This window comes from Microbispora sp. CSR-4 (genome assembly GCF_008033685.1).
Lineage (GTDB): Bacteria > Actinomycetota > Actinomycetes > Streptosporangiales > Streptosporangiaceae > Microbispora.
The window spans coordinates 243,453-268,288 of sequence record NZ_VJVX01000001.1; the positions used below are offsets into that span (position 1 = coordinate 243,453).

The window sequence follows — 24,836 nt, forward strand, 5'->3', positions numbered from 1 at the left end:
GCGAACGAACCGGCGACCGGATCCACCGGCGGGCGGAGGAGGCCCGGTGAACCTGTCTCGTACGGCCCGGACGCTGCTGCGGGCGGCGCTGGTGGCCGGCCTGGCCGTGATCTACGTGCCGCTGGCCGTGGTGCTGCTCAACTCGTTCAACTCCGACCGGACCTTCTCCTGGCCGCCCGCCGGGTTCACGCTGCGCTGGTGGGGCGCCGCCTGGGGCTCGGCCGGCCTGCGCGACGCGCTGTGGACCTCGGTCCAGGCGGGCCTCGGCGCGACCGCGATCGCGCTCGTGCTCGGCACGATGGCCGCCTTCGCGGTGCAGCGCTACCGGTTCTTCGGCCGGGAGACGGTCTCGCTGGTGATCGTGCTGCCCATCGCCCTGCCCGGCATCGTGACCGGCATCGCGCTGAGCAACACGTTCCACACGGTGCTCGGCCTGCCTCTCGGGCTGCTGACCGTGATCGTGGGCCACGCGACGTTCTGCGTGGTCACCGTCTACAACAACGTGCTGGCCCGGCTGCGCCGCATGGGCCTGAACCTGGAGGAGGCGTCGGCCGACCTCGGGGCGGACACGTTCACCACGTTCCGCCTGGTGACGTTCCCGATGATGCGCTCGGCGCTGCTCGCGGGCGGGCTGCTCGCCTTCGCGCTGTCGTTCGACGAGATCATCGTCACGACGTTCACCGCCGGGGCCGGCGTCCGCACGCTGCCGATCTGGATCTTCGAGAACCTGTTCCGGCCCAACCAGGCGCCGGTGGTCAACGTGGTCGCCGCCGCGCTGATCCTGCTGTCAGTGATCCCGATCTATCTGGCCCAGCGCCTGTCCGGCGGCGACCCGCAGACCCACTGAGGCGACCCGCCCGCCGGACTACCCGGCGTCATCCCGGCACCACCGCCGTCGAGGCGATCTCGACCAGCAGGTCCTCGCGGGCCAGCCCGGCCACCACGATCAACGAGTTGATCGGGTAGTCCCCCTCGGGGAACCACTCGGCGAGCACCTCGCCGATGCCGCGGCGCACTCCGGGAAGCGCCTCCCGGCTCGCGACCATCGTGAACAGCGAGACCAGCCCCTCCGCCGGGGTGCCTCCGGCGTCCTCGACGACCGCCGCGATGTTGCGCAACGCCTGGACGGTCTGCCCGTACGCGTCCGGGGCGACCGTTCCGTCGGGGGCGTTGCCGATCTGCCCCGCGATGTGCAGGACGGCGGCGTCCGGCGAGACCCGCGCCGCATGGCTGTACGCGCCGAGGGGCGGGGCGATCCTGTCCGTGCTGCGCCGCTCGACCAGCACCGGCTTCCCCACGATGTCCCCCATGTTCCGCTCGCTCCCGCTCCTGCCGCCGCCCTGGCGGTGATCTCCTTCATGACGGCCGTCAAGATACCCAACGCCTCGCCGGCCTCCTCGGGCCGGGCGGACAGCGGCCTCTCCGACGCCGTACGGACCTGATCAGGGACGGAAGACGTCGGCCGCGGTGATCGGCAGGACGCCCTCGCGCACGTGGGTGACCTCCTCACGGGCGCACACGGCGTAGGTGAGCGCGTCCACGTCGCCGGTGAGTTTCGCCGCCTTGCGCGACAGGCGCGCCCGCAGCCGTTCCGCGTCCACGGTGCGGCTCCACTCGGCCTCGCCGACGAGGACCGGAACGCGCGTGCGGGCGGGTTCCGCGAGCACGACGGCGTCGATCTCGTCCTGGCCGTCGTCCTTCCACCAGGGTCCGACGGCGACGACCCGGGGCCCGAGCTCCCTCGCCGCCGCGCGCCGCCGCAGGTGGTCTCGGAACGCCTCCTCGTAGACCTGCCCGAGATGCTCGCTCATCGCCTCGTACAGGGCCTGGACGACGTCCGGCCCGGCGCCCAGCTCGATGTCGGCCCGATAACGCGAGAGCGGGCCCAGGTAGAAGGCGAGGAAGGGGTTGACGAATCCCAGCCTTCATTACTGGCAGGGGACGTCGCTGACGTCCAACGTCGGTGACGTTCGACGTCAGTGACGCGGCATTCAGCGGACGGTGGTGGCGGTGGTCCAGGAGGCGTAGAGGTCGGCGTACACGCCGGGCTGCTCGACCAGGACGGCGTGCGGGCCGCGCTGGACGATCCGGCCGTGCTCGAACACGATGACCTCGTCGGCCGCCTGGGCGGTGGACAGGCGGTGGGCGATCGAGACGGCCGTACGGCCACGGGGGATGCCGTCGAGGGCGCGGGCGAGGCGCACCTCGGTGGCGGGGTCCACGGCGGAGGTGGCCTCGTCGAGCAGCAGCAGGTCGGGGTCGGCGAGGTAGGCGCGGGCGAGCGCGACGAGCTGGCGCTCGCCGGCGGAAAGGGACTCGCCCCGCTGGCCGACCGGGCTGTCGAGGCCGGCGGGCAGGCCGTCGAGCCAGTCGGCCAGGCCGAGCTCGGTCAGCGCCCGGGTGATCTCCTCCCGGGTCGCCGAGGGCCGTCCGAAGCGGATGTTGTCCTCAAGCGTCGAGTCGAACAGGAACCCGTCCTGCGGCACCATGACGATCCGCTCTCGGAGCGAGGAGAAGCTCACCGTGCGCAGGTCGGTGCCGTCCACGAGGATCCGGCCGGAGGTGGGGTCCATGAGCCGGGTGAGCAGCTTGGCGAAGGTCGTCTTGCCCGAGCCGGTCTCCCCCACCACGGCGATCCGCGTGCGCGGCGGGATCTCGACCGACACGTCGTGGAGCACCGGCGGCCCGCCGGGGTAGGCGAAGCCCACGCCGTCGAAACGGACCGAGATCGGGCCGCGCGGCAGCGTCGCACCGTTCTCGGGGTCGGCCACGTCGGCCGGGGTGTCGAGCACGCCCAGGATGCGCCGCCAGCCGGCGATCGCGTTCTGCGCCTCGTTCAGCACCTCGGTCGCGGTCTGCAGCGGGCTGATGAACAGCGTGATCAGGAACAGGAACGCGATGAGCCGCCCGGCCGTGATCGAGCCGCCGACGCCCAGCCAGACCCCGGCCACGACCACCAGCGCGACCGTGATCGAGGCGACCAGCTCGGTGACCGGGAACGTGAACCCGACGATCTTCTGGGCCCGGGTCTGCGCCACGCGCATCCCGTCCACCGCCGTGTCGATCCGGTCGGCGGTGCGGTCCTCCGAGCCGTACGCCCGGATCACCGCGCTGCCGACGACCGACTCGCTGACGGCGGCGAGGACGTCGCCGGCGCGCTCGCGCACCTTGGTGTACGCCTTGGCCACCAGGCGCTGGAAGCGGGGCAGGGCCAGCACCAGCGGCAGGAAGCAGGCCCACACCAGCAGCGTGAGCTGCCAGGAATAGACGGCCATGAGCACGGTCGCCACCACGAGCTGGCCGGCGGACACGATGACCATCAGCCCGCCCCACTGCATGAACGTGCTGATCTGGTCGACGTCGCCGGTCACGCGGGACACCAGGCCGCCGCGCCGCTCGGTGTTCTGCGTCAGCACCGACAGGTCGTGCACGTGGCGGAAACCCTTGCCGCGCAGGGCCGCCAGGCCCGACTCGGTGGAGCGGTAGAGCCGGACGTTCATCAGGTAGCCGCACAGCGCGGTCAGCACGACGGCGAGGGCGCACAGGACGACCGCGTTCCGGATGAACGGCAGGTCGGGCTCGCCCGACCCCAGGCCGCGGTCGATCACCTGCTGTACGGCGATGGGGACGACGACCTTGCCCAGTGTCGCCAGCACGGCCAGCACGAGCGTGCCGGTGAGCCCGCGGCGGAACTCCGGCGACAGCCGCAGGCCCTGCCTGAGCGTCTCCAGGGCGCTCCGGTCGGCCGACCGCAGAGACGAGGTCTCTCCCGTGGCCGTGTCGTTCACGGCGGTCACCGCGTCACGCTCCTCGTCAGGGTCCTCGTCAGGGTCCTCGGGCCGGGCGTCATGCCACGACCTCCTCATCGGTGTCTTCGAACGCGGCGCGTTCGGCCTCCTCGCGCTCGTAGGCGGTGACGAGGTCGCGGTAGCCCGCGCAGCGGGCCAGGAGCTGCTCGTGGGTGCCGTGGTCGGCGACCACGCCCTGCTCCAGGTAGACGACCTCGTCGGCCAGCGCGATCGTCGCCATCCGGTAGGCGACCACGATCACCGTGGCCTCGGCGGCCCCGTCGCGCAGGCCGTACAGGATGCGCTTTTCGACCTGCGGGTCGACGCTGGAGGTGGCGTCGTCGAGGATGAGCAGCCGGGGCTCGCGCACGACCGCGCGGGCGAGGGCGAGACGCTGGCGCTGGCCGCCCGACAACGTCGCGCCGCGCTCGCCGATCCGGGTGTCGAGGCCGGACGGCAGGGCGCTGACGAAGCCGTCGGCCTGCGCGAGCCGCAGCGCGGCCCAGATGCGCTCGTCCGGCACCTGGCCGCCGAGCGCGATGTTGCCGCGCACGGTGTCGTCGAACAGGAACGTCTGCTGCGGCACGAGTGCCACCGAGGCGCTCACCTCGCCCCTGGCCACCTCGCGCAGATCGACGCCGTCGACGCGGACGACGCCCTCGCCGGGGTCGATCAGGCGCGCGAGCAGCTGGGTGAGCGTCGACTTGCCCGCCCCGGTCGGCCCGACGAGCGCGATCGTACGGCCCGGCGCCACGGCGAAGCTCACGTCCTTCAGCACGGGGTTGCCCGGCACGTACGCGTAGGAGACGCCCTCGGCCTCCACCCGGGCCGGGCCGGAGTCGTCCAGGCGGGCGGTGCCGTACTCCATGGAGCCGGTGGCGTCGAGGACGTCCCTGACCCGCGTCCAGCCGACGACGCTGCGCGGCAGCTCGGCCAGCACCCAGCCCAGCGCCCGGATCGGGAAGGCGAGGAGGGTGAACAGATAGGCCACCTGGATCAGGTCGCCCGCCGCGACGCCGCCCGACTCCAGCCGCAGCGCCCCGACGAGCAGCACGGCGAGCACGCCCAGCGTGGGCAGCGCCTCCAGCATGGGGTCGAACAGCCCGCGGATCCGGCCGACGGCGACGTTGGCGTCGCGCAGCGCGTCGGCCTTGGCCTGGAAGCGCGCGGCCTCCGCGTCCTCGCGGCCGAGGGTCTTGACGACGAGCGCGCCGTCGAAGCTCTCGTGGGCGACCTCGCTCACCTCGGCCCGCAGCTGCTGGGCCCGCATCGCGAGCGGGGAGAGCCTGCGCTGGTAGACCAGGTTGAGCACGGCCACGGCCGGGAAGATCAGGAAGCCGACGACGGCGAGCACCGGGTCGACCAGCACGATCGCCACGGCGGCCGTCACCAGCATCACGACCACGCCCACCGCCATCGGCAGCGGGGCGAGCGGCGCCCAGGCCGCCTCGACATCGGAGTTGGCGTTGGACAGCAGCTGCCCGGTCGGGTGGCGGTGGTGCCAGGCGAGGGGCAGCCGCAGGTACTGCCGCGTAACGGCGCGGCGGGAGTGGGCCTGCATGCGGTATTGGTGGATCCCGGCCATGATGCGCCGGCCCATGATCCCGGCGGCCTTGAGCACCGCCACGCCCACGATCAGCAGGGCCGCCACGACCAGCGTGCCCGAGCTCGCCGCGCCGTCCCGGAACGCGGGCAGCACCGCGTTGTCGGTCGCCCAGCCGAGCGCCCAGGACGCGGCGACGGTCATCGCGCCGTAGACGGCGCTGGCGACGACCGCGCCGGTGAAGATCTTCGGCTCGGTTCTGATCGCCACGCCGATGACCTTGAGACCCTGGAGCATGACTGAGCTGCCGGGCCGCGCGGGTGACTCCTTGGTCGGCACGCGGTGCGTTCCTTCCGATCGGGGGACCTGCCGGGGCCGCTCCCTGTGAGCACCCCGAAGGGGGACGTTACTCACTCGGGGACGCCGCCGGATCGGTCACCGGACCGACGCCGCCCGAGTCCTTGGTCCTAGTTACTCCCTATCATCCTGATCAACCGGTTTATTCCTCGGACACCCGCGGCCGCCGGTCCGGGCGGGACGAGGGACGCATAGGCTGATCGCGTGACACACGCCCGGACAGAGCGCGCGGCGCTCTGCGACCTGCTCGACCGCCTCGGCCCCGAGGCGCCCACGCTGTGCGAGGGATGGGCGACGGCGGACCTCACGGCCCACCTCGTCCTGCGCGAGCGCCGGCTCGACGCCGCGCCCGGCATCGCGCTGCCGTTCATGGCGGGCTACACCGCCGCGGTGCAGGAGCGCGTCAAGCGCCGCCACCCCTATCCCGAGCTGGTCGAGCTCGTCCGTCAGGGCCCGCCGCGCTGGACGCCGTACGGGCTGGTCCCCGGCCTGGACGAGATCGTCAACACGGCGGAGTTCTTCGTCCATCACGAGGACGTACGGCGGGCGCAGGCCGGCTGGGAGCCCCGCGTCGTCCCCCGGGACCTCCAGGAGACGTTCTGGAAGCGGCTGCGCGGCGGCGCCCGGCTCTTCCTGCGCAAGGCCCCCGTGGGGGTCGTGCTCCGCCGTCCCGACGGGACGAAGACCGCCGGGCGGATGGCCGAGCCCGCCGTGGTGGTCACCGGCGAGCCGTCGGAGCTGCTGCTGTTCGCGTTCGGCAGGCAGGCGCACGCCCGGGTCACGTACGACGGGGACGCGGCGGCGGTCGCCCGGCTCCAGGATGCCCGTTTGGGGCCGTGAGGATGAATCGCGGGAGTTGTCCGGAATTCTCCACGTAAACCTCGTGCAATGGGGCAGCATGTGAAACCAGCGCACGACGTGTGGGAGCGTTTGGGAGCCCCGGATGAACCTCAAAAAGGTCCTGACCTATCTGGCCATCGCGTTCGTGGTCTTCTATTTGTTCACGCAGCCGGCGAACGCGGCGGACGCGGTCAAGAACCTGTTCGGGGGGATCGGCACGGGAGCCGAACGCCTGTCGGCGTTCTTCACGTCGCTCTTCTCGGGCTGAGGCGCGTTCGTCCGGGGCGCCGCCCCCGTTCATCCGGGGCGAAGCCCCCTGCCTGTCGGGGGCGAACCCGGACAAGCTCGAACGCGCGACCGCGCAGTGGGCCGCGGCCGACGCCGGCGATACCCGGGCCTTCCCGGACACCGTATGCCCACCATCCTCGGCAGCCCCCTGCTCACCTGGGCGGCTACGCACATTTCCGACATAGACGCTCGGTTCCGGCATGGCCCCGCTCTTCTCCCGGCCGAGCCCCGCTCTTCTCCCGGCCGAGCCCCGCTCGCCGCCGGCCAGAACCCGGTCGGCGGGGCCAGAACCCTGCTAGAACCCGGCTCGGCGCGGGCCAGAACCGCACTCGTTCGAGGACCGATCCCGCATGTTTCAGCGGCCGGACCCCGCTCTTTCCACGCCGCGCCGGCAGGGTCCGGACAGGCCCGCAGGTCGCCGGTATCGCGCCGCGATGAGCCGCTCCGTCCCGTCGTCTCACTATGAGGGCGGAACGGCCTCATGTCCTCTCGGCTAGTTATGATCATTACTGCCGCCGGGTACAAACGACCGGGATATCGACTGCAGGAGGCCCCCCGATGAAGGCGAAGAAGGTTCTTACGTACGCGGCCATCGCGTTCGTGGTCTTCTACCTCTACAGCCAGCCGCAAGCGGCGGCAGGAGCCGTGCGAGGCGTGTTCGACACGGTCAACACCGGAGCCAGCAGATTGGCGACCTTCTTCACCTCGGTGCTGAGTTGAGACCGTGGACCGCCCGCCTCCGTTCTCCCTCAGGTAACCCCGATCACCACCACAGGCAGCGACGAACCACTAACGAACCGCACTGACAGTCAGAGCCCCGAGGCTCTCCGCCCACAGGCCGGCAGGGCATCCGCCCTTGCTCCGCCGGCCTCTCCTTTCGCGTCCCCGCGTGACCGGCCGCAGTCTCATGCCGCCCGCGCCGCCCATGCCGCCCGCACCTCCCGCGCCGCCGGCGCCTCGTAAGCGCGTACTCCGCGCTCCATAGGCGCATACTCCGCGAACGCCCCGTCATCGCCCGCCGGACGGCCTCGGCGACCTCTGGGGACGGCCCCTCGCGCTCCGCGCACACCCGACCCTGCCCGAAATCACGATAAAGAACACACAATCGCGTATGCCGGTTTTCGCCCACTATCGTCCTATTTGCGGTGATTGGGATGGACGGTTGTGCGATGTCCGGCTGACCATTTGAGGAGGGCGGACTCCGGAGCGCCGCGTGATCCTTTGACGGACAGGAGACAGCTATGCGTGCCAAGCGTTTCCCGAGCCTGCTGGGCCTGGCGTTCCTCGCCGCATTCGGTCTCGCGGCGGCCCAGCCCGCTCACGAGGCGTCCGCCGCCACGACGTGCTGGGGCGACGACTGGTGCGGCCACGGCGGCCACGGCGGCGCCTTCCAGGGGCAGTGGCAGTACCAGTCGATGGCGTCGTCGTCGCTCGGGACGGGCCCGGACGCCTACCCCACGGCGATCATCGACATCGACTGAGCACCCACCGGCCGGGGGCCGGATTCCGGCCCCCGGCGGGCGGTCAGCGCACCGGGTGACCGGCCGCGCGCAGCGTGTCCTTGACCTCGTGGATCTTGAGCTGGCCGAAGTGGAAGACCGAGGCGGCCAGCACGGCGTCCGCACCGGCCTCCACGGCGGGCGGGAAGTCCTCCAGCCGCCCGGCGCCGCCGGAGGCGATCAGCGGGACGCTCACCGCCGCCCGTACGGCACGCAGCATCTCCAGGTCGTATCCCGACTTGGTGCCGTCGCCGTCCATGGAGTTGAGCAGGATCTCGCCGACGCCGAGCTCCTCCCCGCGACGCGCCCACTCCACCGCGTCGATGCCGGTCCCCCGGCGCCCGCCGTGGGTCGTCACCTCGAACCCGGAGGGCGTGGGCGGCCCGTCGACCACCCGGCGCGCGTCCACCGACAGCACGATGCACTGCGACCCGAACCGGCGCGAGGTCTCGGTCAGCAGCTCCGGCCGCGCGATGGCCGCGGTGTTGATGCCGACCTTGTCGGCGCCCGCGCGCAGCAGCCGGTCGACGTCGTCGGCCGACCGCACGCCGCCTCCGACCGTCAACGGGATGAACACCTGCTCGGCCGTACGGCGCACCACGTCGAGCATGGTCTCGCGCTCGCCCGAGGAGGCGGTGATGTCGAGGAAGGTCAGCTCGTCGGCCCCCTCGGCGTCATAGCGCGCGGCCAGCTCGACCGGATCGCCGGCGTCCCTGAGGTTCTCGAAGTTGACCCCCTTGACCACCCGGCCCGCGTCCACGTCAAGGCAGGGGATCACCCGCACCGCCACGGTCATCGCTCAGCCTCCGCAGTCGCCACGTTCCACCGGCCGGTAGGCCTCGACCTCGACCTCGACCAGCATGCGCTCGTCGACCAGCCCGGCGACCTGCACGCTTGTGCAGGCGGGCCGTACGTCGCCGAAGACCTCGCCGTGGGCCTTGCCGACGGCATCGAAGTCGTCGGCGTTCACCACGTAGAGGCGGGTCCGCACCACGTCGGCCCGGGTGATGCCGGCCTTCTCCACGGCGTCCAGCGCGATGGAGAAGGCGGTGAGCGTCTGCTGGTAGGCGTCGCCCACGTGCTGGACCTCGCCGCCCACGGTGGCGGTGCAGCCGGACACGAGCACGTGCGGCCCGGCCACGACCGCGCGGGCGTAGCCGTAGCGGTCCTCCCACGGGCCGCCGGAGGAGATCCGCCCTTCGGGCATCTCCATGCTCATGCCGCCTCCTCTCCTTCGGCCCGGAACGGCATGCGCCAGGGGTCGCGCTCGCTCATGCGGACTTCACCGCCGCGAGCGCCTCTTCCAGGGTGAACGCCTGGGCGTACAGCGCCTTGCCCACGATGGCGCCCTCGACGCCGTCCGGCACGAGCGTCGCGATCGCGCGCAGGTCGTCGAGCGACGACACCCCGCCGCTGGCGATGACCGGGCGGTCGGTCCGCGCGCACACCTCACGGAGCAGGTCGAGGTTGGGACCGCGCAGCGTGCCGTCCTTGGTCACGTCGGTGACGACATAACGCGGGCAGCCCTCCGACTCCAGCCGGTCGAGCACGTCCCACAGGTCGCCGCCCTCCTGGGTCCAGCCGCGGGCGGCCAGCGTGGTGCCGCGCACGTCGAGTCCAACCGCGATGCGGTCGCCGTGCTCGGCGATCGCCCTGGCGCACCACTCGGGGTTCTCCAGCGCGGCCGTGCCGATGTTGACCCGGCGGCAGCCGGTGCTCAGCGCGGCCTCAAGAGAGGCGTCGTCACGGATCCCGCCGGACAACTCGACGTTCACGTCCAGCGCGCCGACGACGGAGGCGAGCAGCTCGCGGTTGTTCCCCCGGCCGAACGCCGCGTCGAGGTCGACCAGGTGGATCCACTCCGCACCGGCCTTCTGCCAGGCGAGGGCGGCGGCGAGCGGATCCCCGTACGAGGTCTCCGTCCCCGCCTCGCCCTGCACGAGGCGGACGGCTTGGCCGTCGGCGACGTCGACGGCCGGGAGCAATACGAGCGACATTTATTCATGACCTCCGGTCGAAAACGATGGTGACGAGCACCGGGAGCAGCAGGATCGAGCCGAGGAACACGCCCAGGCGGGCCATCCACGAGTCGAGCAGGATCCAGGCGAGCACCTGGACGAGGAACCACAGCACGACGACGACGCCGTTCTCCGTGCGGCGGCGGCGGGCGAGATACCCGCGCTGCCGGGCCACCCGCACGGGTCTGGCCGGTCGTGGCAGCACCGCCGCCACGGCTCCGGCGAGCGGCCCCACGAGCCGCTCGCGCATCTCGCGCCGCCTGGCCGCCCTCGCCTCACGCTCGGCCCGGGCCGCCGCGAGGCGTTCGCGCTCGGCTTCGCGCTCTGCCCTCCGACGGGCCCGTTCCTTGCTCATCGGGCCTCCCGCTCAGGTCCGGTCACGGCCTCGGCCTGGCCGGCCGTACGCGCCGCGGCCCCGCCGGTTCCCAGTGTCGCACCGCTGCCTCGATATTTCGCCTGCCGGACACGCTCACAACGTGCTCAGCCAGTTGGACAGCAGCACGGCCCCCGCGTCCCCCGACTTCTCCGGGTGGAACTGGGTGGCCATGAGCGGGCCGTTCTCGGCCGCGGCCACGAACGGCACGCCGTGCTCGGCCCAGGCGACCAGCGGCTGCTCAAAGCCGTCGCCGGCCTGCAGCCGCCATTCGCGCACCCCGTAGGAGTGGACGAAGTAGAAGCGCGTCCCCTCCTCCATGCCGCGGAACAGCACGCTGCCCTCGGGCGCGGTCACGGTGTTCCACCCCATGTGGGGCAGCACGGGCGCGTCGAGCCGCTCGACCGTGCCGGGCCACTCGCCGCAGCCCTCGGTGTGGACGCCGTGCTCGACGCCCTTCTCGAACAGGATCTGCATGCCGACGCAGATCCCGAGCACCGGGCGCCCGCCGGACAGGCGGCGGCCCACGATCTGGTCGCCGCGCACGCGCTTGAGCCCCTCCATGCAGGCCGCGAACGCGCCGACGCCGGGCACGACGAGCCCCTCCGCCTCGAGGGCCGCGTCGAAGTCGGCGGTGACGGTGACGTCCGCCCCGACGCGGGCCAGCGCCCGCTCGGCCGAGCGGAGGTTGCCCGACCCGTAGTCGAGGACGACGACCCGCCTGTTCACTGCCACCACATCACCCCCGCTGTGATCGCCATGACGGCCCCGACGCCGGCGAGCGCCGCCAGCAGCTTGAGGCCCTGCCGGATGCCCGAGATGACCCCGCCGATCAGGAAGAGACCGATGAAGATCATCCCCCCGGACGCGAAGGTCATCAGAGCACGCCCTTCGTGCTGGGCACGCCGGTCGCCCGGGGGTCGCGCTCCGACGCCTCGCGCAGCGCCCGCGCGAGCGCCTTGAACTGCGCCTCCACGATGTGGTGGGCGTTGCGCCCGTACGGCACGTGCACGTGGAGGCAGACCGCCGCCTGCGCGACGAACGACTCCAGGATGTGCCGGGTCATGGTGGTGTCGTAGTCGGGCCCGATCATCGGGGCCATGCCCTCGGGCTCGGTGTGCACGAGGTAGGGCCGGCCGGACAGGTCCACCGTGACCTGCGCGAGCGCCTCGTCCAGCGGGCAGGACGCGCTGCCGAACCGCCGGATGCCCGACTTGTCGCCCAGTGCCTCGCGGAACGCCGCGCCGAGCGCGATCGAGGTGTCCTCGATCGTGTGGTGGGCGTCGATGTGCAGGTCGCCCTCGGTCTTCACGGTCAGGTCGAACAGGCCGTGCTTGCCGAGCTGGGCGAGCATGTGGTCGTAGAAGCCGACACCGGTGGACACGTCGACGATCCCGGTGCCGTCGAGGCCGACCTCGACCAGCACCGACGTCTCCTTCGTGGTGCGCTCGACGCGGCCGCGGCGCTCGTTGAGCTCGGTCATGCGAGGACCCCCTCCAGCGCGGCGCGGAACGCCGCCATCTCTTCCGGCGTGCCGATCGACACGCGCAGCCAGCCAGCGGGACCGGTCTCCCGGATCAGCACCCCGCGATCGAGCAGTCCCTCCCATACGGACCGCCGATCCGCAAAGGTACCGAACAACACGAAATTGGCGTCGGAGTCGGCGACCTTCAGGCCGCGCCCGCGCAGCCAGCCGACGGTGGCGTCCCGCTCGGCGCGCAGCGCGTCGACCGTGCCGAGCAGCTCCTCGCGGTGCGCCAGCGCCACCCGGGCCGCCGCCTGGGTCAGCGTGGACAGGTGGTAGGGCAGGCGGACCAGCAGCAGGGCGTCGACCACCGCCGGGTCGGCGGCGAGGTAGCCGAGCCGGGTGCCGGCCATCGCGAACGCCTTCGACATGGTGCGGGTCACGATCAGCCGGGGGTTGCCGGGCAGCAGGGTCAGCGCCGACGGCGTGCCCGTGCGGGCGAACTCGGCGTACGCCTCGTCGACCACGACCATGCCGGGCGCGGCGGCGAGGATCCGCTGGATGACCTCCAGCGGCAGGGCCGTGCCGGTCGGGTTGTTCGGCGAGGTCAGGAACACCACGTCGGGGCGGTGCTCCTCGATCGCGGCCACGGCGGCGTCCGGGTCGATCGCGAAGTCCTCGTCGCGCAGGCCCTCGATCCAGCGGGTGTTCGTGCCGCCCGCGATGATCGGGTGCATCGAGTAGGACGGCTCGAACCCGATGGCGGAGCGGCCGGGGCCGCCGAACGCCTGGAGGATCTGCTGGATGATCTCGTTGGAGCCGTTGGCCGCCCACAGCCGGCGGGCCGTCAGCCCGTGGCCGAGATAGTCGGCGAGGTCCTTGCGCAGCTCGACGGCGTCCCTGTCGGGGTAGCGGTTGAGCGTCGCCGCGCCCTGCCGTACGGCACGGGCGAGGTCGTCGATCAGCGCGGCCGACGGCGGGTAGGGGTTCTCGTTGGTGTTGAGCTGGACGGGCACGTCGAGCTGCGGCGCGCCGTAGGGCTGCTTGCCCCGCAGGTCGTCGCGGATCGGCAGGGCGTCGAGGGTCGTCATGCGGGCACTTCCCAGTCGAAGCGGGCGCGGACGGCGGCGCCGTGGGCGGGCAGGTCCTCCGCGTCGGCGAGGGCGCACACGTACGGCGCGGCCCCGGCCAGCGCCTCGCGGGTGTAGTCCACGACGTGGATGCCGCGCAGGAACGTCTGCACCGACAGCCCCGAGGAGTGGCAGGCGCAGCCGCCGGTCGGCAGCACGTGGTTGGAGCCCGCCATGTAGTCGCCGAGCGACACCGGCGCGTACGGGCCGACGAAGATCGCACCGGCGTTGCGCACCCGGGCGGCGACCGCGCGGGCGTCGGCCGTCTGGATCTCCAGGTGCTCGGCGGCGTAGGCGTCGACGACCTTGAGGCCGTCGTCGATGCCCGAGACGAGCACGATGCCCGACTGGCGGCCGGCGAGCGCCTCGGTGATGCGCTCGCTGTGCCGGGTCGCCGCGACCTGGCCGGGTAGCTCCTTCTCCACGGCGTCGGCCAGCTCCACGCTGGTGGTGACCAGCACCGAGGCGGCGATCACGTCGTGCTCGGCCTGGCTGATCAGGTCGGCCGCGACGTGCACGGGGTCGGCGGTCTCGTCGGCGAGGATCGCGATCTCGGTGGGGCCGGCCTCGGAGTCGATGCCGATGCGGCCCTTGAGCAGGCGCTTGGCCGCGGCCACCCAGATGTTGCCGGGGCCGGTCACCATCGTGGCCGGCCGGCACTCCTCGGTGCCGTAGGCGAACATCGCGACGGCCTGGGCGCCGCCCACGGCGTACACCTCGTCGACGCCGAGCAGCGCGCACGCGGCGAGGATCGTGGGGTGCGGGAGCCCGCCGAACTCCTTCTGGGCGGGCGAGGTGACGGCCAGCGAGGGCACGCCCGCCTCCTGGGCGGGGACGACGTTCATGACCACGCTGGAGGGATAGACGGCCCGGCCGCCGGGGACGTAGAGCCCCACGCGGTCGACCGGCACCCAGCGCTCGGTTACCGTGCCGCCCGGCACGACCTGCGTCGTGGTGTCGGTGCGCCGCTGGTCGCGGTGGACCAGGCGGGCGCGGCGGATCGACTCCTCCAGCGCCGCGCGCACGGCCGGGTCGAGCTCCTCCAGGGCGCGGGCGAGCGCCTCGGCGGGCACCCGGGCCGACTCCAGCCCGACGCCGTCGAACCGCGCGGTCAGCTCCCGTACGGCTGCCGCGCCGCGATGGCGTACGTCCTCACATATGGGCCGCACCTTCTCCAGGGCGGCCTCGACGTCGAGTTCGGCGCGGGGCAGCACGTCGCGCAGGTCGGCAGGAAGGGACCCGCGCAGGTCGATACGGGAAATCACCGTCCCAGTCTACGGACGACCAGGGAGCGATCCGCGTGTGTCCAGCATTCGAAACGGGCGTTTCACCGGTCGGCACACCCCTCGGGAGCTGGGAATCTTCGCGTCCGCCTGTTTTACGCGGCCCGCGGTTGACAGCTTTCCGGGCATCCATCCACACTCTCGGGCAAGAACAGTCACACTCGGTCAGGGGTGGATCTCGTGCTTCCGGCGCAGCGTCACCAGCGGATCATCGAGACCCTCGGGCGGAAGGGAACCGTCCGCACCGAGGACCTGGCCGCGCTGCTCGGCGTCTCCCACGAGACCGTCCGGCGCGACCTGGCGATCCTGGAGCGCCGGGCGCTGCTCGTCCGCGTGCACGGCGGGGCGACCTCGGCGCCGTCCGGCACCGGCGAGGAGCTGTCCTATCTGGAGCGCTCGACCAGCCGGTCGGAGGCGAAGGCCGTGATCGGCGAGCTCGCGGCGCGGCTGCTGCGCCCGGGCCAGACCGTGATCATCGACGTCGGCACCACCGCCGTCCACGTCGCCAGGGCCGTCCCCCCGTCCTTCCGTGGCGTGGTCGCCACCTGCTCGCTGCTGGTGGCGGCCGAGCTCGCGGGCCGTCCCGGCGTGGAGGTGCTGGTGGCGGGCGGGCGCGTACGGCAGGGCGACCTCGCCGTCTCCAACGCGCACACGCTGGGGTTCTTCCGGGACCTGCGGGCGGATGTGGCGTTCCTCGGCTCGGGCGGGGTGGACGCGGAGGCCGGGCTCACCGACTACTTCCTGGACGAGGTCGCGACCAAGCGCGTGATCCTCGCCGGCTCCGCCCGGACGTACGTGCTCGCCGACGGCTCCAAGCACGGCAGGGTCGCCGCCTACCGGGTGTGCGCACTGGACGGCCTGTCGGGTCTCATCACCGACGCGGAACCCCCGGAGCCGATCACGTCCGCCCTGGTCAGCGCGGGTGCCGAAGTGATCAACCCATAGGCTGGCCGTCACGACCCCCAGCTCCCGCCAGGAGACGATCGATGTCCCATCCCCCTGCCGTGCTCGCGATCGACCAGGGCACCTCGGGCACCAAGGCGCTCGTGGTGGACGGCGACGGCGCGGTCCTCGCGCCGGCCGAGGCGCCGGTCCGTCCCGCGTACCTGCCGGGCGGGCGGGTGGAGCAGGACCCGCGGGAACTGCTCGACTCGGTGCTGGCCGCCGGGCGGGAGGCGGTCGCGGCGGCGGGCGTGCCCGTCGGCGCGGTCACGCTGGCCAACCAGGGCGAGACCGTGCTGGCCTGGGACCCGGCGACCGGCGAGCCGCTGACGACCGCCCTGGTGTGGCAGGACCGGCGGGCCGAGGAGGTCTGCGCCGATCTGGCCGGGCACGCCGGGAGGATCGCCGAGCTGACCGGGCTCGTGCTCGACCCGTATTTCTCGGCGCCGAAGATGGCGTGGATCCGCCGCAATCTCACCCGCGAGGGTGTGGTGACGACCAGCGACACCTGGCTCGTCCACCACCTGACCGGGGAGTTCGTCACCGACGCGGCGACCGCCAGCAGGTCGGCGCTGCTCGATCTCGACACGGTCGAGTGGAGCGGGGAGCTGCTCGGCCTGTTCGGCCTGGACGGCGAGCACCTGCCCGCGATCGCCGCCTGCGACGAGGTGATCGGGACGACCCGGGCCTTCGGCGGGGAGATCCCGGTCGGCGGCCTGGTCGTCGACCAGCAGGCCGCGCTGCTCGCCGAGGGCTGCCTGTCGGCCGGCGAGGCCAAGTGCACGTACGGCACGGGGGCGTTCCTGCTCGCCAACACCGGTGAGCGGGCCGTGCGCTCGGCCTCCGGCCTGACCACGTCGGTGGCGTGGCGGGCCAGGGGGGCCACGCCCTACTGCGTGGACGGCCAGGTCTACACGGCCGCCTCCGCGGTGCGGTGGCTGAACGGCCTCGGCCTCGTCGGCGACGCCGCCGACCTGGACGCGCTGGCAGAGCCGGACGCCGAGGGCGCGCTGTTCGTCCCCGGGCTGGCCGGGCTGGCCGCGCCCTGGTGGCGGCCGGACGCGACGGGGGCGTTCCTCGGCATGACGCTGTCCACCCGGCCCGGCCACCTGGTCCGCGCCGTGCTGGAGGGCATCGCCGCCCAGGTGGCCGACCTCGCGGCGGTCGTCGCGGCCGATCTCGGCCGCCCGCTGGCCCGCCTGCGGGTGGACGGCGGCCTCACCCGGTCGGCCGCGCTCATGCAGGCCCAGGCCGACCTGCTGCAGGCGCCGGTGGACGTCTATCCGTCGCCGCACGCGACCGCGCTCGGCGCCGCCGCGCTGGCCCGCCTCGCCGTGACCCCCTCGCTCACGGTGGCCGGCGCCGTGCCCGCGTGGGCCCCGGCGACGACGTACGAGCCGCGCTGGCCGGCGGACCGGGCGGAGGAGTTCATGACGCGCTGGCGGCGGGGTGTCCGCGCGGCGATCGAGACGGGGAGGGACGCGTGAGCGGATGCGCGAGCGGATGCGTCAGCAGGTCGGGGCCGCTGCCGGGCGAGACGGTCGACGTGGCGGTGGTCGGCGGCGGCGTGGTGGGCGCGGCCGTGGCCCGCGAGCTGGCGGGACGCGCACACGACGGCCGCGCGCTGTCGGTCGTGCTGGCCGAGGCGAGCCCGGACGTCGGCGACGGCACCAGCAAGGCCAACACCGCGATCCTGCACACCGGCTTCGACGCGACACCGGGCACGCTGGAGTCGCGCCTGGTGCGGCGGGGATACGAGCTGCTCGGCGGGTACGCCGAGCGCACCGGCATCCCGGTCGAGCGGACCGGCGCGCTGCTGGTCGCCTGGACCGGCGAGGAGCTGGCCGCGCTCCCCGGGCTGGCGGACAAGGCGGCGAAGAACGGATATCGGGAGTGCGAGATCGTCGGGCCTGACGAGGTCTACCGGCTGGTCCCGGCCCTCGGCCCGGGTGCGCTCGGCGGGCTGACCGTGCCCGGAGAGTCGATCGTCTGCCCGTGGACCACCACGCTCGCGTACGCCACCGAGGCGCTCTCGCGGGGGGCCCGCGTGCTGCTGAACACCCGGATCGAAGGCGTCGAGCACGACGACGGGCAGGCGACCGTGCTGCGGACGAACCGGGGCCCGCTGCGGGCCCGCTGGGTCGTCAACGCCGCCGGGCTGGGCTCCGACGCCGTCGACCGCCTGTTCGGGCACGAGCGGTTCACGGTCACGCCGCGCCGGGGCGAGCTGCTGGTCTTCGACAAGATGGCCAGGCCGCTGGCGACCCGCATCGTGCTGCCCGTGCCGAGCTCGCGCGGCAAGGGCGTGCTGATCAGCCCGACGATCTACGGCAACGTGATGCTCGGCCCCACCGCCGAGGACCTGCGCGACCGCGCCGACACCTCCACCTCCGAGGAGGGGTTCGCGTTCCTCGTGGACAAGGGCCTCGCGCTCATGCCCGCACTGATGAGCGAGGAGGTCACCGCCTCCTACGCCGGGCTGCGGGCGGCCACCGAGCACGGCGACTACCAGGTCCACCTCGACGCCGGGCGGCGCTATCTCGTGCTCGGCGGCATCCGGTCGACCGGGCTGACCGCGTCGATGGCGCTCGCCGAGCACGCCGCCGGGCTGCTGGCCGAGGCGGGCCTCGTCACCTCCGTACGCGACGGCCTGCCGGAGCCGCCCCGGATGCCCAACATCGGCGAGGCGTTCCCCCGGCCGTACCTGCGCGAGGACCTCATCGCCCGCGACCCGGCGTACGGGACCGTGGTCTGCTTCTGCGAACGGGTCACCGCCGGGGAGATCAGGGACGCCCTGGCCTCTCCCCTCCCCCCGGCGGACCTCGACGGCCTGCGCCGCCGCACCCGGGCCATGATGGGCCGCTGCCAGGGCTTCTACTGCGGAGCCGAGATCGCCGGGCGCCTCGCCCGCGTGGAGGGATCGTGATGCGCGTCACCACCGACGTCGCCGTCGTGGGCGGCGGCCCTTCCGGGCTGACCGCCGCCGCCGGTCTCGCGGCGGCCGGCCTGCGGGTGCTGGTGCTCGACCGGGAGCGGGAGGCGGGCGGCATCCCCCGGCACAGCCACCACACCGGCTTCGGCCTGCGCGACCTGCGCACGGTGATGACCGGCCCCGCGTACGCCCGCCTGCTGGCCAACCGCGCCCTGGAGGCCGGGGCGCGGGTGCGCACCTCGGCCATGGTCACCGGGTGGGCAGGGGAGCGTGCCCTCGACGTCACCACCCCGGAGGGCCGCCTCCGGGTGGACGCCCGCGCCGTCGTCCTGGCGACCGGTGCGCGGGAACGTCCCCGTACGGCCCGGATGGTGCCGGGCGACCGCCCGCCGGGCGTGCTGACGACCGGGCAGCTCCAGAACCTGGTCCACCTGCATCGCGGCAGGGCCGGCACGCGGGCCGTCGTCGTCGGGGCCGAGCCGGTGAGCTGGTCGGCCGCGCTCACCCTGCGCGCGGCGGGCTGCCGCACCGTGCTGATGACCAGCGAGCACGCCCGTGCCGAGTCGTACGCGGCGTTCGGCGTGCCGGGGCGGGCCCTGTTGCGCGTGCCCGTCGCCACCGCCACCCGCGTCGTGCGGATCAACGGGCGCGACGCCGTGGAGTCGGTCGAGGTCGAGGACCTGCGCACGGGCGAGCGCCGCACGGTGCCCTGCGACACGGTGGTGTTCACCGGCGGCTGGATCCCGGACCACGAGCTGGCCCGGGCCGCCGGGCTGGCGATGGACCCGGGCAGCAGGAGCCCGGTCGTGGACAACACCCTGGCCACCAGCCGCCCCGGCGTGTTCGCGGTCGGCAACCTGATCCACCCCGTGGACACCGCCGACGTGGCGGCACTCGACGGCCGTCACGTGGTGCGGCACGTCCTGGACCACCTCGGCGGCACGTCGACGGACGCGGGTGCGATCCCGCTGCGGGCCGGGACGCCGTTCCGATGGGTCTCCCCCGGCCTGGTCAGGCCGGGTGCGGGCGCGCCGCCCCGGCGCCGGATCCTGCTGTGGCCGGACGAGCACCGCGCCGTCGCGAGGGTCGTGGTGACGCAGGGCGGCCGGGAGATCGCCCGCCGCACGCTGCCGTGGCCGGTCTCCCCCGGCCGGGTGTTCCGGGTGCCGTCGTCGCTGCTGTCCGGCGTGGACCCGCGCGGCGGGCCGATCACCGTCTCACTGGCATGAGACCGTCGCCGGGGAGGCGGCGGGTGCGGCTGCGGGTGCGGCGGCGGGCGCGCCGCCCGAGGCCACGGCCGCCGCGGCGATCGGGGGCGCGAGCAGCGGGAGCGTCCTGGCCAGCACCAGGGCGAACCCGAGCTGGAACGTCGCCTCGCCGTGGATGAGCAGCCCCTCGGTCTGAAGCACGTACACCGCGGCGAGGACGCCCCCGCCGAGCTGGACCAGGAAGAACGCGACGCCGACCGCGTCGCCGTGGGCCCACGCGACGAGCCGTACGGCCAGCAGGAGCTGGAGCACGAACAGGGCCGCGCCCAGCCCCCGGTGCGCCCAGTCGACCACCCCGCCCAGCGTGTAGGGCGTCAGCACGATCCCGGCCAGCAGCACGACGAACGAGCCGGCCATCCGCCGTAGGTGGGCGGGGTGCGGCGTGCGGGCCGCCGCGTCGCGCAGCGCCCGGTGGGTGAACAGCGCGGCGCCCGCGAGACCCGCGGCGTACGGCAGCAGGGTCTGCCAGTGGACACCGAAGTAGCTCATGCCGTGGTTGACCGCCAGACCCTCCGGCCGGAGGGTGACGCACACCCCGAGCCCGCCGAACAGGCATGCCTGTCCCTTCGCGACGTCACCCACGACACCACTGACCGTTCCCATCCGCTGCCCTCCCGCTCGGCCACTCCCATCGACAAAAGGCCACGTGAAGAAATTGTCCCCTTTAGATCGTTTTGCCATTCGCCGGGTGGGCATGAAGCCCCGTTTACGCTCCGCCGGGCGGGACAATGACCGCATGGAGATCTGGATCAACCCGGCCTGCTCGAAGTGCCGGTCGGCCCTGTCGCTGCTCGACGCCGAGGGCGCCGGATACACCGTGCGGCACTACCTGGAGGACCCGCCGAGCGCGGAGGAGCTCACCGAGGTGCTGCGCCGCCTCGGCCTGGAGCCCTGGGACGTAGCCCGCCTCGGCGAGCCCGTCGCGGCCGAGCTCGACCTGGAGTCGTGGCCGCGCGACGAGGCGGCCCGCGGGCGGTGGATCGAGGCCATGGCCGCTCACCCGATCCTGATCCAGCGGCCGATCATCACCGCCGACGACGGCACCGCCGTGGTGGCCCGCTCCCCCGAGGCCGTACGCTCCGTCCTCCCCTGAACGCTCCCCTGACGCGGTCGCCCGCCGGGAGCGGAGCGACCTTAAGCGGCCGGAGCGGAGCGACCTTAAGCGGCCGGGGCGGAGCGACCTTAAGCTTGCCGTCGTGAGCAAGACCAAGAGCAAGGGCGGCCAGGGCACTCCGGCGACGGTCGCCCTCACGCAGGCGAAGGCGGAGTTCACCCTTCACCCCTATGACCACGATCCGAACGCCCAGGCGTACGGCGAGGAGGCGGCCGACGCGCTCGGCCTGCCGTACGAGCGGATCTTCAAGACGCTGGTGGCGGAGACCGAGACGGGCCTCGCGGTCGCGGTCGTGCCGGTGGCGGGCAAGCTCGACCTCAAGGCGTTCGCGGCGGCGCTGAAGGGCAAGCGGGCGGCGATGGCCGAGGCGGCCAAGGTGGAACGGGTCACCGGCTATGTGGTCGGCGGCATCAGCCCGCTCGGCCAGCGCAAGCGGCTGCCGACTGTCGTGGACGAGTCCGCGCTCGGCTTCGAGACGATCTTCTTCTCCGCCGGGCGGCGCGGGCTGCAGATCGAGACCGCGCCGGGCAACCTCATCCGGCTCGCCCAGGCGGTGACCGCCCCCATCGCGAAGCTCTGAGCCTGTCTACTGTTGCCATCGCCCGTACGGCTCCGCGGCCGTAAGACTGGCCGGGGAACCACACCGAACGGGGGAGCCGTGAACGAGCTGGCCGACCTCACCGCGACGGAGATGGCCGCGCTGCTGCGGGCGCGCGAGGTGAGCGCCGTCGAGCTGACCGAGGCCTGCCTGCGCCGCGTCGAGGAGACGAACCCGCGGGTCAACGCCATCGTGACGCTGACCGCCGAGCGCGCGCTCGACCAGGCCGCACGCGCCGACGAGGACCTGCGGCGCGGCCTGGTGCGCGGCCCGCTGCACGGCATCCCGGTCGCGCACAAGGACCTCGCCGACACCGCCGGCGTGCGGACCACGTACGGCTCGCGGGCGTTCGCCGACCACGTGCCCACCGAGGACGACCCGCTCGTGCGGCGCATCCGCGAGGCGGGCGGGATCGCGCTGGGCAAGACGAACACCCCGGAGTTCGGCACCGGCTCGCACACGGTCAACGAAGTGTTCGGGGCGACGCGCAACCCGTACGACCTGTCGAAGAGCGCGGGCGGCAGCAGCGGCGGCGCGGCGGCGGCGCTGGCCTGCCGGATGGTGCCGCTGGCCGACGGTTCCGACATGGGCGGCTCGCTGCGCAACCCCGCGTCGTTCTGCAACGTGGCCGGTCTGCGGCCCACCCCGGGACGGGTGCCGGCGAAGTCGGCGACGGCGGCCTGGTACACGCTCAGCGTGCCGGGGCCGATGGCCCGCACCTCGGGCGACCTGGCGCTGTTCATGTCGGCCATCGCCGGGTTCGACCCGGTCTCGCCGTTCTCGATCCGCGAGGACGGCTCGGCGTTCGCGGGGTCGCTCGACATGGACCTCGCCGGGGTCCGCGTCGCCTTCAGCCCCGACCTCGGCGGCCTGCCGGTCGATCCCCGCACCGCGGCGGCGACGGCGCGGGCGGCCGAGACGCTGGTCGCGCTGGGGGTCGAGGTCGAGCGGGTGGATTTGGACCTGTCCGCTGCCGAGGAGGCGTTCCGCGTCTACCGGTCGTGGTTCTACGCGCTCAACTTCGGCGACCTCCCCGACGTGGGCCCCAACGTGGCCTGGAACGTCGAGCAGGGACGGAAGGTCACCGGGGCCGACCTCGCCAGGGCCGAGCGGCTGCGCACCGGCCTGTTCCACCGCATGCGCGAGTTCTTCGGCCGCTACGACTTCCTGGTCGCGCCCGTCAGCCAGGTGCCGCCGTTCCCGGTCGAGCAGCCGTACGTCACCGAGGTGGCCGGGGTGGAGATGCCCGACTACCTGGCCTGGATGCGGTCGTGCTACTGGATCAGCGTGCTGCACGCGCCCGCGATGTCAGTGCCGTGCGGGTTCACGCCCGACGGCCTGCCGGTCGGCCTGCAGATCGTCGGCAGGCCATGGGCCGACATGGACGTCTTGCGCCTCGGGCACGCCTTCGAACAGGCGACCGGCTTCTGGCGGACCCAGCCGGGCATCGTCAGAGCTTAGGCCCCGGCGGCAGGGCCTGGGGCGTGCCGCCCCGCTGGTTGTAGGTCACGGCGAACTCGATGACCCAGAAGACCGCGGTGGCCAGGAGCGGCCAGGCGAACAGCACGCCGTGCGCGGTCAGGTCCAGCGAGGTGGTGGTGGTGTAGCCGTCCGGTCCCGCCGCCTGGACCCCGCCCTTGGCCGTACTGCCGACCAGCATGGCGACATATCCGGCGAGCAGCCCGCCGGCGGCGAGCCCGATGAGGACCTGGACCGGCTGCTTGCGCGACAGCACGTAGCCCACGATCCCGCAGGCCAGGCCGAACGCGCCGGTGACCACGGCGAACCAGCCGTCGGCCTCGATGAGCGACTGCGACTCGGGGTCGGCCAGATGCGGCGTCCCGTCGATCAGCACGTATCGCGCGGCGGGGGCGAGCGCCGACCAGACGTATCCCGCGACCACCCCGAGGACGGCGAGTACGAGGACGGTTACCCCGATCGCCGCCAGATTGCCCCTCAGATGCCGCACCGTCCCGATAGTACCCACGTGGTGATCGGGCCCGGTCCCGTTACTCTTGCCTGAGCCGCGTGCAGGGGACACACGGCATCGGTGTGGGCCAAGGAGGCCGAGTGAGCGAAGAGGTATGGCAGATCGACCCGTCCGGCCCCCTGCGGGGGGACGTGGAGGTCCGCGGATCGAAGAACGCGGTCTCGAAACACATGGTGGCCGCGATGCTCGGCACGGGTCCGAGCACGCTGCACAACGCCCCCGAGGTCGGCGAGGTGGGGCTCACCGCCGCCATGCTCGAAGCCCTCGGCATCCACGTGGAGATCACCCCCGGTGAGATCACCATCGAGCGGGGCTCCGAGATACGGCCGCGTGTGCCGGAGGAGTACACCGGGCTCAACCGCATCCCGATCCTGATGCTCGGCCCGCTGCTGCACCTGGCGGGCGAGGCGTTCGTCCCCCTCGTCGGCGGCGACCCGATCGGCAGGAGGCCGGTCAACTTCCACGTCGAGGCGCTGCGGTCGATGGGCGCGGAGATCGAGGTCGGCGACAACGGCATCACCGCCAAGGCGGCCCGGCTGCGCGGCAGCCGTATCACGCTCCCCTACCCCAGCGTGGGCGCCACCGAGACGATCCTCATGACGGCGGTGCTGGCGGAGGGCAAGACCGTCATCAAGGGCGCGGCGATGGAGCCCGAGGTGGTGGAGCTGGCGCTGTTCCTCCAGCGCATGGGCGCGATGATCGAGCTGAGCCCCGACCGGCGCATCGTCATCGAGGGCGTCGAACGGCTGCACGGCGCCTCCACCTGGCTGGCCGGCGACCGTATCGAGGCGTTCTCCTACCTCGTGGCGGGCCTGGTGACGGGGGGCGAGGTGCGCGTGCACGGCTGCCACCAGGACCGGCTCGTCACCGCCATCACCACGCTGGCGAGGATGGGCGCGCGGTTCGAGATCACCGACGAGTGGCTGTGCGCCTCCGCCCCGGACGGCCTGCGCGCCGCGGCGGTGCAGACCGACACCCACCCCGGTTTCATGACGGACTGGCAGACGCCGCTGATGGTGCTGTTCACCCGCGCCGAGGGCATGTCGGTGCTGCACGAGACGGTGTTCGAGAACCGGCTCGTGTACGTTCCCGCGCTGCAGAAGATGGGGGGCGAGATCGAGGTGTTCGCCCAGTGCCTGGGCGGACCGGCGTGCCGCTACCACGACACCAACGCCAAGCACTCGGCGGTCGTGCGCGGAGTCTCCAACCTGCGCGGGGCCGACGTCACGCTCCCCGACATCCGCGCCGGGTTCTCCGCGGTGCTGGCCGCCGCCGTGGCCGAGGGCACCTCGACCCTGCGCGGCGTCAACCACATCGAACGCGGTTACCACAGGCCGTTCGAACAGTTCACCTCCCTCGGGTTGAAGATCAACCGGCTTACGTAAAGCTTTGTGGCCCCTGGGTTTGG

The 24,836-nt window shown here is 73.0% G+C and carries 28 protein-coding genes; 13 read left to right on the plus strand and 15 right to left on the minus strand.

Annotated elements, in window-relative coordinates:
* Positions 1-46: 46 nt before the first annotated feature.
* Positions 47-847 carry an ABC transporter permease gene (locus FLV34_RS01175; RefSeq protein WP_142645069.1) on the plus strand — a complete coding sequence of 267 codons (801 nt, stop codon included), beginning with the start codon at positions 47-49 and terminating at the stop codon, positions 845-847.
* A 28-nt stretch (positions 848-875) separates the two neighbouring features.
* Here FLV34_RS01175 and FLV34_RS01180 read toward each other — a convergent pair whose 3' ends face one another.
* The 4 genes from FLV34_RS01180 to FLV34_RS01195 form a co-directional block, all read right to left on the minus strand.
* The gene (locus FLV34_RS01180) at positions 876-1,310 is read right to left on the minus strand and encodes a RidA family protein (protein WP_142645068.1); all 435 of its coding nucleotides are present in this window, start codon (positions 1,308-1,310) and stop codon (positions 876-878) included.
* 132 nt (positions 1,311-1,442) lie between these two features.
* A complete protein-coding gene (locus tag FLV34_RS01185) occupies positions 1,443-1,922 on the minus strand; it encodes a DUF234 domain-containing protein (RefSeq protein WP_142645067.1) in 480 nt (159 codons plus the stop codon).
* 69 nt (positions 1,923-1,991) lie between these two features.
* Positions 1,992-3,866, minus strand: a complete 1,875-nt coding sequence (locus FLV34_RS01190) for an ABC transporter ATP-binding protein (RefSeq protein ID WP_147942173.1) — start codon at positions 3,864-3,866, stop codon at positions 1,992-1,994.
* Complete coding sequence (locus FLV34_RS01195) at positions 3,847-5,628, minus strand: ABC transporter ATP-binding protein (protein WP_147942320.1); 1,782 nt, start codon at positions 5,626-5,628, stop codon at positions 3,847-3,849. Before FLV34_RS01195 ends, FLV34_RS01190 begins: the two co-directional genes overlap by 20 nt.
* A 264-nt stretch (positions 5,629-5,892) precedes the next feature.
* Between FLV34_RS01195 and FLV34_RS01200 the strand changes: the two genes are divergently transcribed.
* The 4 genes from FLV34_RS01200 (at position 5,893) to FLV34_RS01210 (ending at position 8,297) form a co-directional block, all read left to right on the plus strand.
* A complete protein-coding gene (locus FLV34_RS01200) occupies positions 5,893-6,528 on the plus strand; it encodes a TIGR03085 family metal-binding protein (RefSeq protein WP_147942174.1) in 636 nt (211 codons plus the stop codon).
* Between the two features lie 103 nt (positions 6,529-6,631).
* Entirely contained in the window at positions 6,632-6,796 is a 165-nt protein-coding gene (locus FLV34_RS40120; protein WP_168065545.1) for a hypothetical protein, read from the plus strand.
* A 578-nt stretch (positions 6,797-7,374) separates the two neighbouring features.
* A complete protein-coding gene (locus FLV34_RS40125) occupies positions 7,375-7,536 on the plus strand; it encodes a hypothetical protein (RefSeq protein WP_167530286.1) in 162 nt (53 codons plus the stop codon).
* Between the two features lie 521 nt (positions 7,537-8,057).
* Positions 8,058-8,297: a hypothetical protein gene (locus tag FLV34_RS01210; RefSeq protein WP_142617153.1), complete on the plus strand. Its 240-nt coding sequence runs from the start codon at positions 8,058-8,060 to the stop codon at positions 8,295-8,297.
* Between the two features lie 43 nt (positions 8,298-8,340).
* Here FLV34_RS01210 and hisF read toward each other — a convergent pair whose 3' ends face one another.
* The 9 genes from hisF to hisD form a co-directional block, all read right to left on the minus strand.
* Positions 8,341-9,111, minus strand: a complete 771-nt coding sequence (hisF, locus tag FLV34_RS01215) for an imidazole glycerol phosphate synthase subunit HisF (protein WP_142617152.1) — start codon at positions 9,109-9,111, stop codon at positions 8,341-8,343.
* Between the two features lie 3 nt (positions 9,112-9,114).
* On the minus strand, positions 9,115-9,534 hold the full coding sequence (locus FLV34_RS01220; protein WP_205829677.1) for a RidA family protein: 420 nt from the start codon (positions 9,532-9,534) through the stop codon (positions 9,115-9,117).
* A 52-nt stretch (positions 9,535-9,586) separates the two neighbouring features.
* Positions 9,587-10,312 carry a bifunctional 1-(5-phosphoribosyl)-5-((5-phosphoribosylamino)methylideneamino)imidazole-4-carboxamide isomerase/phosphoribosylanthranilate isomerase PriA gene (priA, locus tag FLV34_RS01225; RefSeq protein ID WP_142645064.1) on the minus strand — a complete coding sequence of 242 codons (726 nt, stop codon included), beginning with the start codon at positions 10,310-10,312 and terminating at the stop codon, positions 9,587-9,589.
* Positions 10,313-10,316: 4 nt separating this feature from the next.
* Positions 10,317-10,688 (minus strand): hypothetical protein, encoded by a 372-nt coding sequence (locus FLV34_RS01230; protein ID WP_142645063.1) that lies wholly within the window; start codon positions 10,686-10,688, stop codon positions 10,317-10,319.
* A 114-nt stretch (positions 10,689-10,802) separates the two neighbouring features.
* Positions 10,803-11,435, minus strand: a complete 633-nt coding sequence (gene hisH / locus FLV34_RS01235; RefSeq protein ID WP_168065573.1) for an imidazole glycerol phosphate synthase subunit HisH — start codon at positions 11,433-11,435, stop codon at positions 10,803-10,805.
* Positions 11,432-11,584: a hypothetical protein gene (locus tag FLV34_RS40130; RefSeq protein ID WP_167530285.1), complete on the minus strand. Its 153-nt coding sequence runs from the start codon at positions 11,582-11,584 to the stop codon at positions 11,432-11,434. The genes hisH and FLV34_RS40130 overlap by 4 nt, the downstream gene beginning before the upstream one ends.
* Positions 11,584-12,189 (minus strand): imidazoleglycerol-phosphate dehydratase HisB, encoded by a 606-nt coding sequence (gene hisB, locus FLV34_RS01240; protein ID WP_030509942.1) that lies wholly within the window; start codon positions 12,187-12,189, stop codon positions 11,584-11,586. The genes FLV34_RS40130 and hisB overlap by 1 nt, the downstream gene beginning before the upstream one ends.
* A complete protein-coding gene (locus FLV34_RS01245) occupies positions 12,186-13,262 on the minus strand; it encodes a histidinol-phosphate transaminase (protein ID WP_147942175.1) in 1,077 nt (358 codons plus the stop codon). The genes hisB and FLV34_RS01245 overlap by 4 nt, the downstream gene beginning before the upstream one ends.
* Positions 13,259-14,566 (minus strand): histidinol dehydrogenase, encoded by a 1,308-nt coding sequence (gene hisD / locus FLV34_RS01250; RefSeq protein WP_142645060.1) that lies wholly within the window; start codon positions 14,564-14,566, stop codon positions 13,259-13,261. The genes FLV34_RS01245 and hisD overlap by 4 nt, the downstream gene beginning before the upstream one ends.
* A 189-nt stretch (positions 14,567-14,755) precedes the next feature.
* Between hisD and FLV34_RS01255 the strand changes: the two genes are divergently transcribed.
* From FLV34_RS01255 to FLV34_RS01270, 4 genes are read left to right on the plus strand one after another with little or no spacing between them, the layout of a single operon-like run.
* Positions 14,756-15,529: a DeoR/GlpR family DNA-binding transcription regulator gene (locus tag FLV34_RS01255; RefSeq protein ID WP_261985609.1), complete on the plus strand. Its 774-nt coding sequence runs from the start codon at positions 14,756-14,758 to the stop codon at positions 15,527-15,529.
* 41 nt (positions 15,530-15,570) lie between these two features.
* Positions 15,571-17,013 (plus strand): FGGY family carbohydrate kinase, encoded by a 1,443-nt coding sequence (locus tag FLV34_RS01260; protein ID WP_142645059.1) that lies wholly within the window; start codon positions 15,571-15,573, stop codon positions 17,011-17,013.
* Positions 17,010-18,452: an NAD(P)/FAD-dependent oxidoreductase gene (locus tag FLV34_RS01265; protein WP_221889845.1), complete on the plus strand. Its 1,443-nt coding sequence runs from the start codon at positions 17,010-17,012 to the stop codon at positions 18,450-18,452. The genes FLV34_RS01260 and FLV34_RS01265 overlap by 4 nt, the downstream gene beginning before the upstream one ends.
* Positions 18,452-19,687, plus strand: a complete 1,236-nt coding sequence (locus FLV34_RS01270; RefSeq protein WP_147942322.1) for an NAD(P)/FAD-dependent oxidoreductase — start codon at positions 18,452-18,454, stop codon at positions 19,685-19,687. Before FLV34_RS01265 ends, FLV34_RS01270 begins: the two co-directional genes overlap by 1 nt.
* On the opposite strand, the gene FLV34_RS40135 is transcribed toward FLV34_RS01270, so the two are convergent.
* On the minus strand, positions 19,676-20,329 hold the full coding sequence (locus FLV34_RS40135; protein ID WP_187280513.1) for a hypothetical protein: 654 nt from the start codon (positions 20,327-20,329) through the stop codon (positions 19,676-19,678). The two genes, FLV34_RS01270 and FLV34_RS40135, sit on opposite strands and share 12 nt — an antisense overlap.
* Before the next feature lie 133 nt (positions 20,330-20,462).
* Between FLV34_RS40135 and FLV34_RS01280 the strand changes: the two genes are divergently transcribed.
* The 3 genes from FLV34_RS01280 to FLV34_RS01290 all read left to right on the plus strand — a co-directional run bounded on the left by FLV34_RS01280 (position 20,463) and on the right by FLV34_RS01290 (position 22,899).
* Complete coding sequence (locus tag FLV34_RS01280) at positions 20,463-20,819, plus strand: arsenate reductase family protein (RefSeq protein ID WP_142645058.1); 357 nt, start codon at positions 20,463-20,465, stop codon at positions 20,817-20,819.
* A gap of 103 nt (positions 20,820-20,922) precedes the next feature.
* Positions 20,923-21,420: a Cys-tRNA(Pro) deacylase gene (gene ybaK / locus FLV34_RS01285; protein ID WP_142645057.1), complete on the plus strand. Its 498-nt coding sequence runs from the start codon at positions 20,923-20,925 to the stop codon at positions 21,418-21,420.
* 78 nt (positions 21,421-21,498) lie between these two features.
* A complete protein-coding gene (locus FLV34_RS01290) occupies positions 21,499-22,899 on the plus strand; it encodes an amidase (RefSeq protein ID WP_147942176.1) in 1,401 nt (466 codons plus the stop codon).
* Here FLV34_RS01290 and FLV34_RS01295 read toward each other — a convergent pair.
* Entirely contained in the window at positions 22,889-23,407 is a 519-nt protein-coding gene (locus tag FLV34_RS01295) for a hypothetical protein (protein ID WP_142645055.1), read from the minus strand. The two genes, FLV34_RS01290 and FLV34_RS01295, sit on opposite strands and share 11 nt — an antisense overlap.
* A gap of 101 nt (positions 23,408-23,508) precedes the next feature.
* On the opposite strand from FLV34_RS01295, the gene murA reads away from it, so the two are divergent.
* Positions 23,509-24,813: a UDP-N-acetylglucosamine 1-carboxyvinyltransferase gene (gene murA / locus FLV34_RS01300; RefSeq protein WP_147942177.1), complete on the plus strand. Its 1,305-nt coding sequence runs from the start codon at positions 23,509-23,511 to the stop codon at positions 24,811-24,813.
* Positions 24,814-24,836 lie beyond the last annotated feature (23 nt).

Excerpts from the sequence above, each read along its gene's own strand:
- FLV34_RS01180 (WP_142645068.1), bottom strand. The coding sequence starts at position 1,310 with ATGGGGGACATCGTGGGGAAGCCGGTGCTGGTCGAGCGGCGCAGCACG.
- FLV34_RS01190 (WP_147942173.1), bottom strand. The coding sequence starts at position 3,866 with ATGAGGAGGTCGTGGCATGACGCCCGGCCCGAGGACCCTGACGAGGAC.
- FLV34_RS01195 (WP_147942320.1), bottom strand. The coding sequence starts at position 5,628 with ATGCTCCAGGGTCTCAAGGTCATCGGCGTGGCGATCAGAACCGAGCCG.
- FLV34_RS40120 (WP_168065545.1), top strand. The coding sequence starts at position 6,632 with ATGAACCTCAAAAAGGTCCTGACCTATCTGGCCATCGCGTTCGTGGTC.
- FLV34_RS40125 (WP_167530286.1), top strand. The coding sequence starts at position 7,375 with ATGAAGGCGAAGAAGGTTCTTACGTACGCGGCCATCGCGTTCGTGGTC.
- FLV34_RS01210 (WP_142617153.1), top strand. The coding sequence starts at position 8,058 with ATGCGTGCCAAGCGTTTCCCGAGCCTGCTGGGCCTGGCGTTCCTCGCC.
- hisF (WP_142617152.1), bottom strand. The coding sequence starts at position 9,111 with ATGACCGTGGCGGTGCGGGTGATCCCCTGCCTTGACGTGGACGCGGGC.
- FLV34_RS01220 (WP_205829677.1), bottom strand. The coding sequence starts at position 9,534 with ATGAGCATGGAGATGCCCGAAGGGCGGATCTCCTCCGGCGGCCCGTGG.
- priA (WP_142645064.1), bottom strand. The coding sequence starts at position 10,312 with ATGTCGCTCGTATTGCTCCCGGCCGTCGACGTCGCCGACGGCCAAGCC.
- FLV34_RS01230 (WP_142645063.1), bottom strand. The coding sequence starts at position 10,688 with ATGAGCAAGGAACGGGCCCGTCGGAGGGCAGAGCGCGAAGCCGAGCGC.
- FLV34_RS40130 (WP_167530285.1), bottom strand. The coding sequence starts at position 11,584 with ATGACCTTCGCGTCCGGGGGGATGATCTTCATCGGTCTCTTCCTGATC.
- hisB (WP_030509942.1), bottom strand. The coding sequence starts at position 12,189 with ATGACCGAGCTCAACGAGCGCCGCGGCCGCGTCGAGCGCACCACGAAG.
- FLV34_RS01245 (WP_147942175.1), bottom strand. The coding sequence starts at position 13,262 with ATGACGACCCTCGACGCCCTGCCGATCCGCGACGACCTGCGGGGCAAG.
- FLV34_RS01260 (WP_142645059.1), top strand. The coding sequence starts at position 15,571 with ATGTCCCATCCCCCTGCCGTGCTCGCGATCGACCAGGGCACCTCGGGC.
- FLV34_RS01270 (WP_147942322.1), top strand. The coding sequence starts at position 18,452 with ATGCGCGTCACCACCGACGTCGCCGTCGTGGGCGGCGGCCCTTCCGGG.
- FLV34_RS40135 (WP_187280513.1), bottom strand. The coding sequence starts at position 20,329 with ATGGGAACGGTCAGTGGTGTCGTGGGTGACGTCGCGAAGGGACAGGCA.
- FLV34_RS01280 (WP_142645058.1), top strand. The coding sequence starts at position 20,463 with ATGGAGATCTGGATCAACCCGGCCTGCTCGAAGTGCCGGTCGGCCCTG.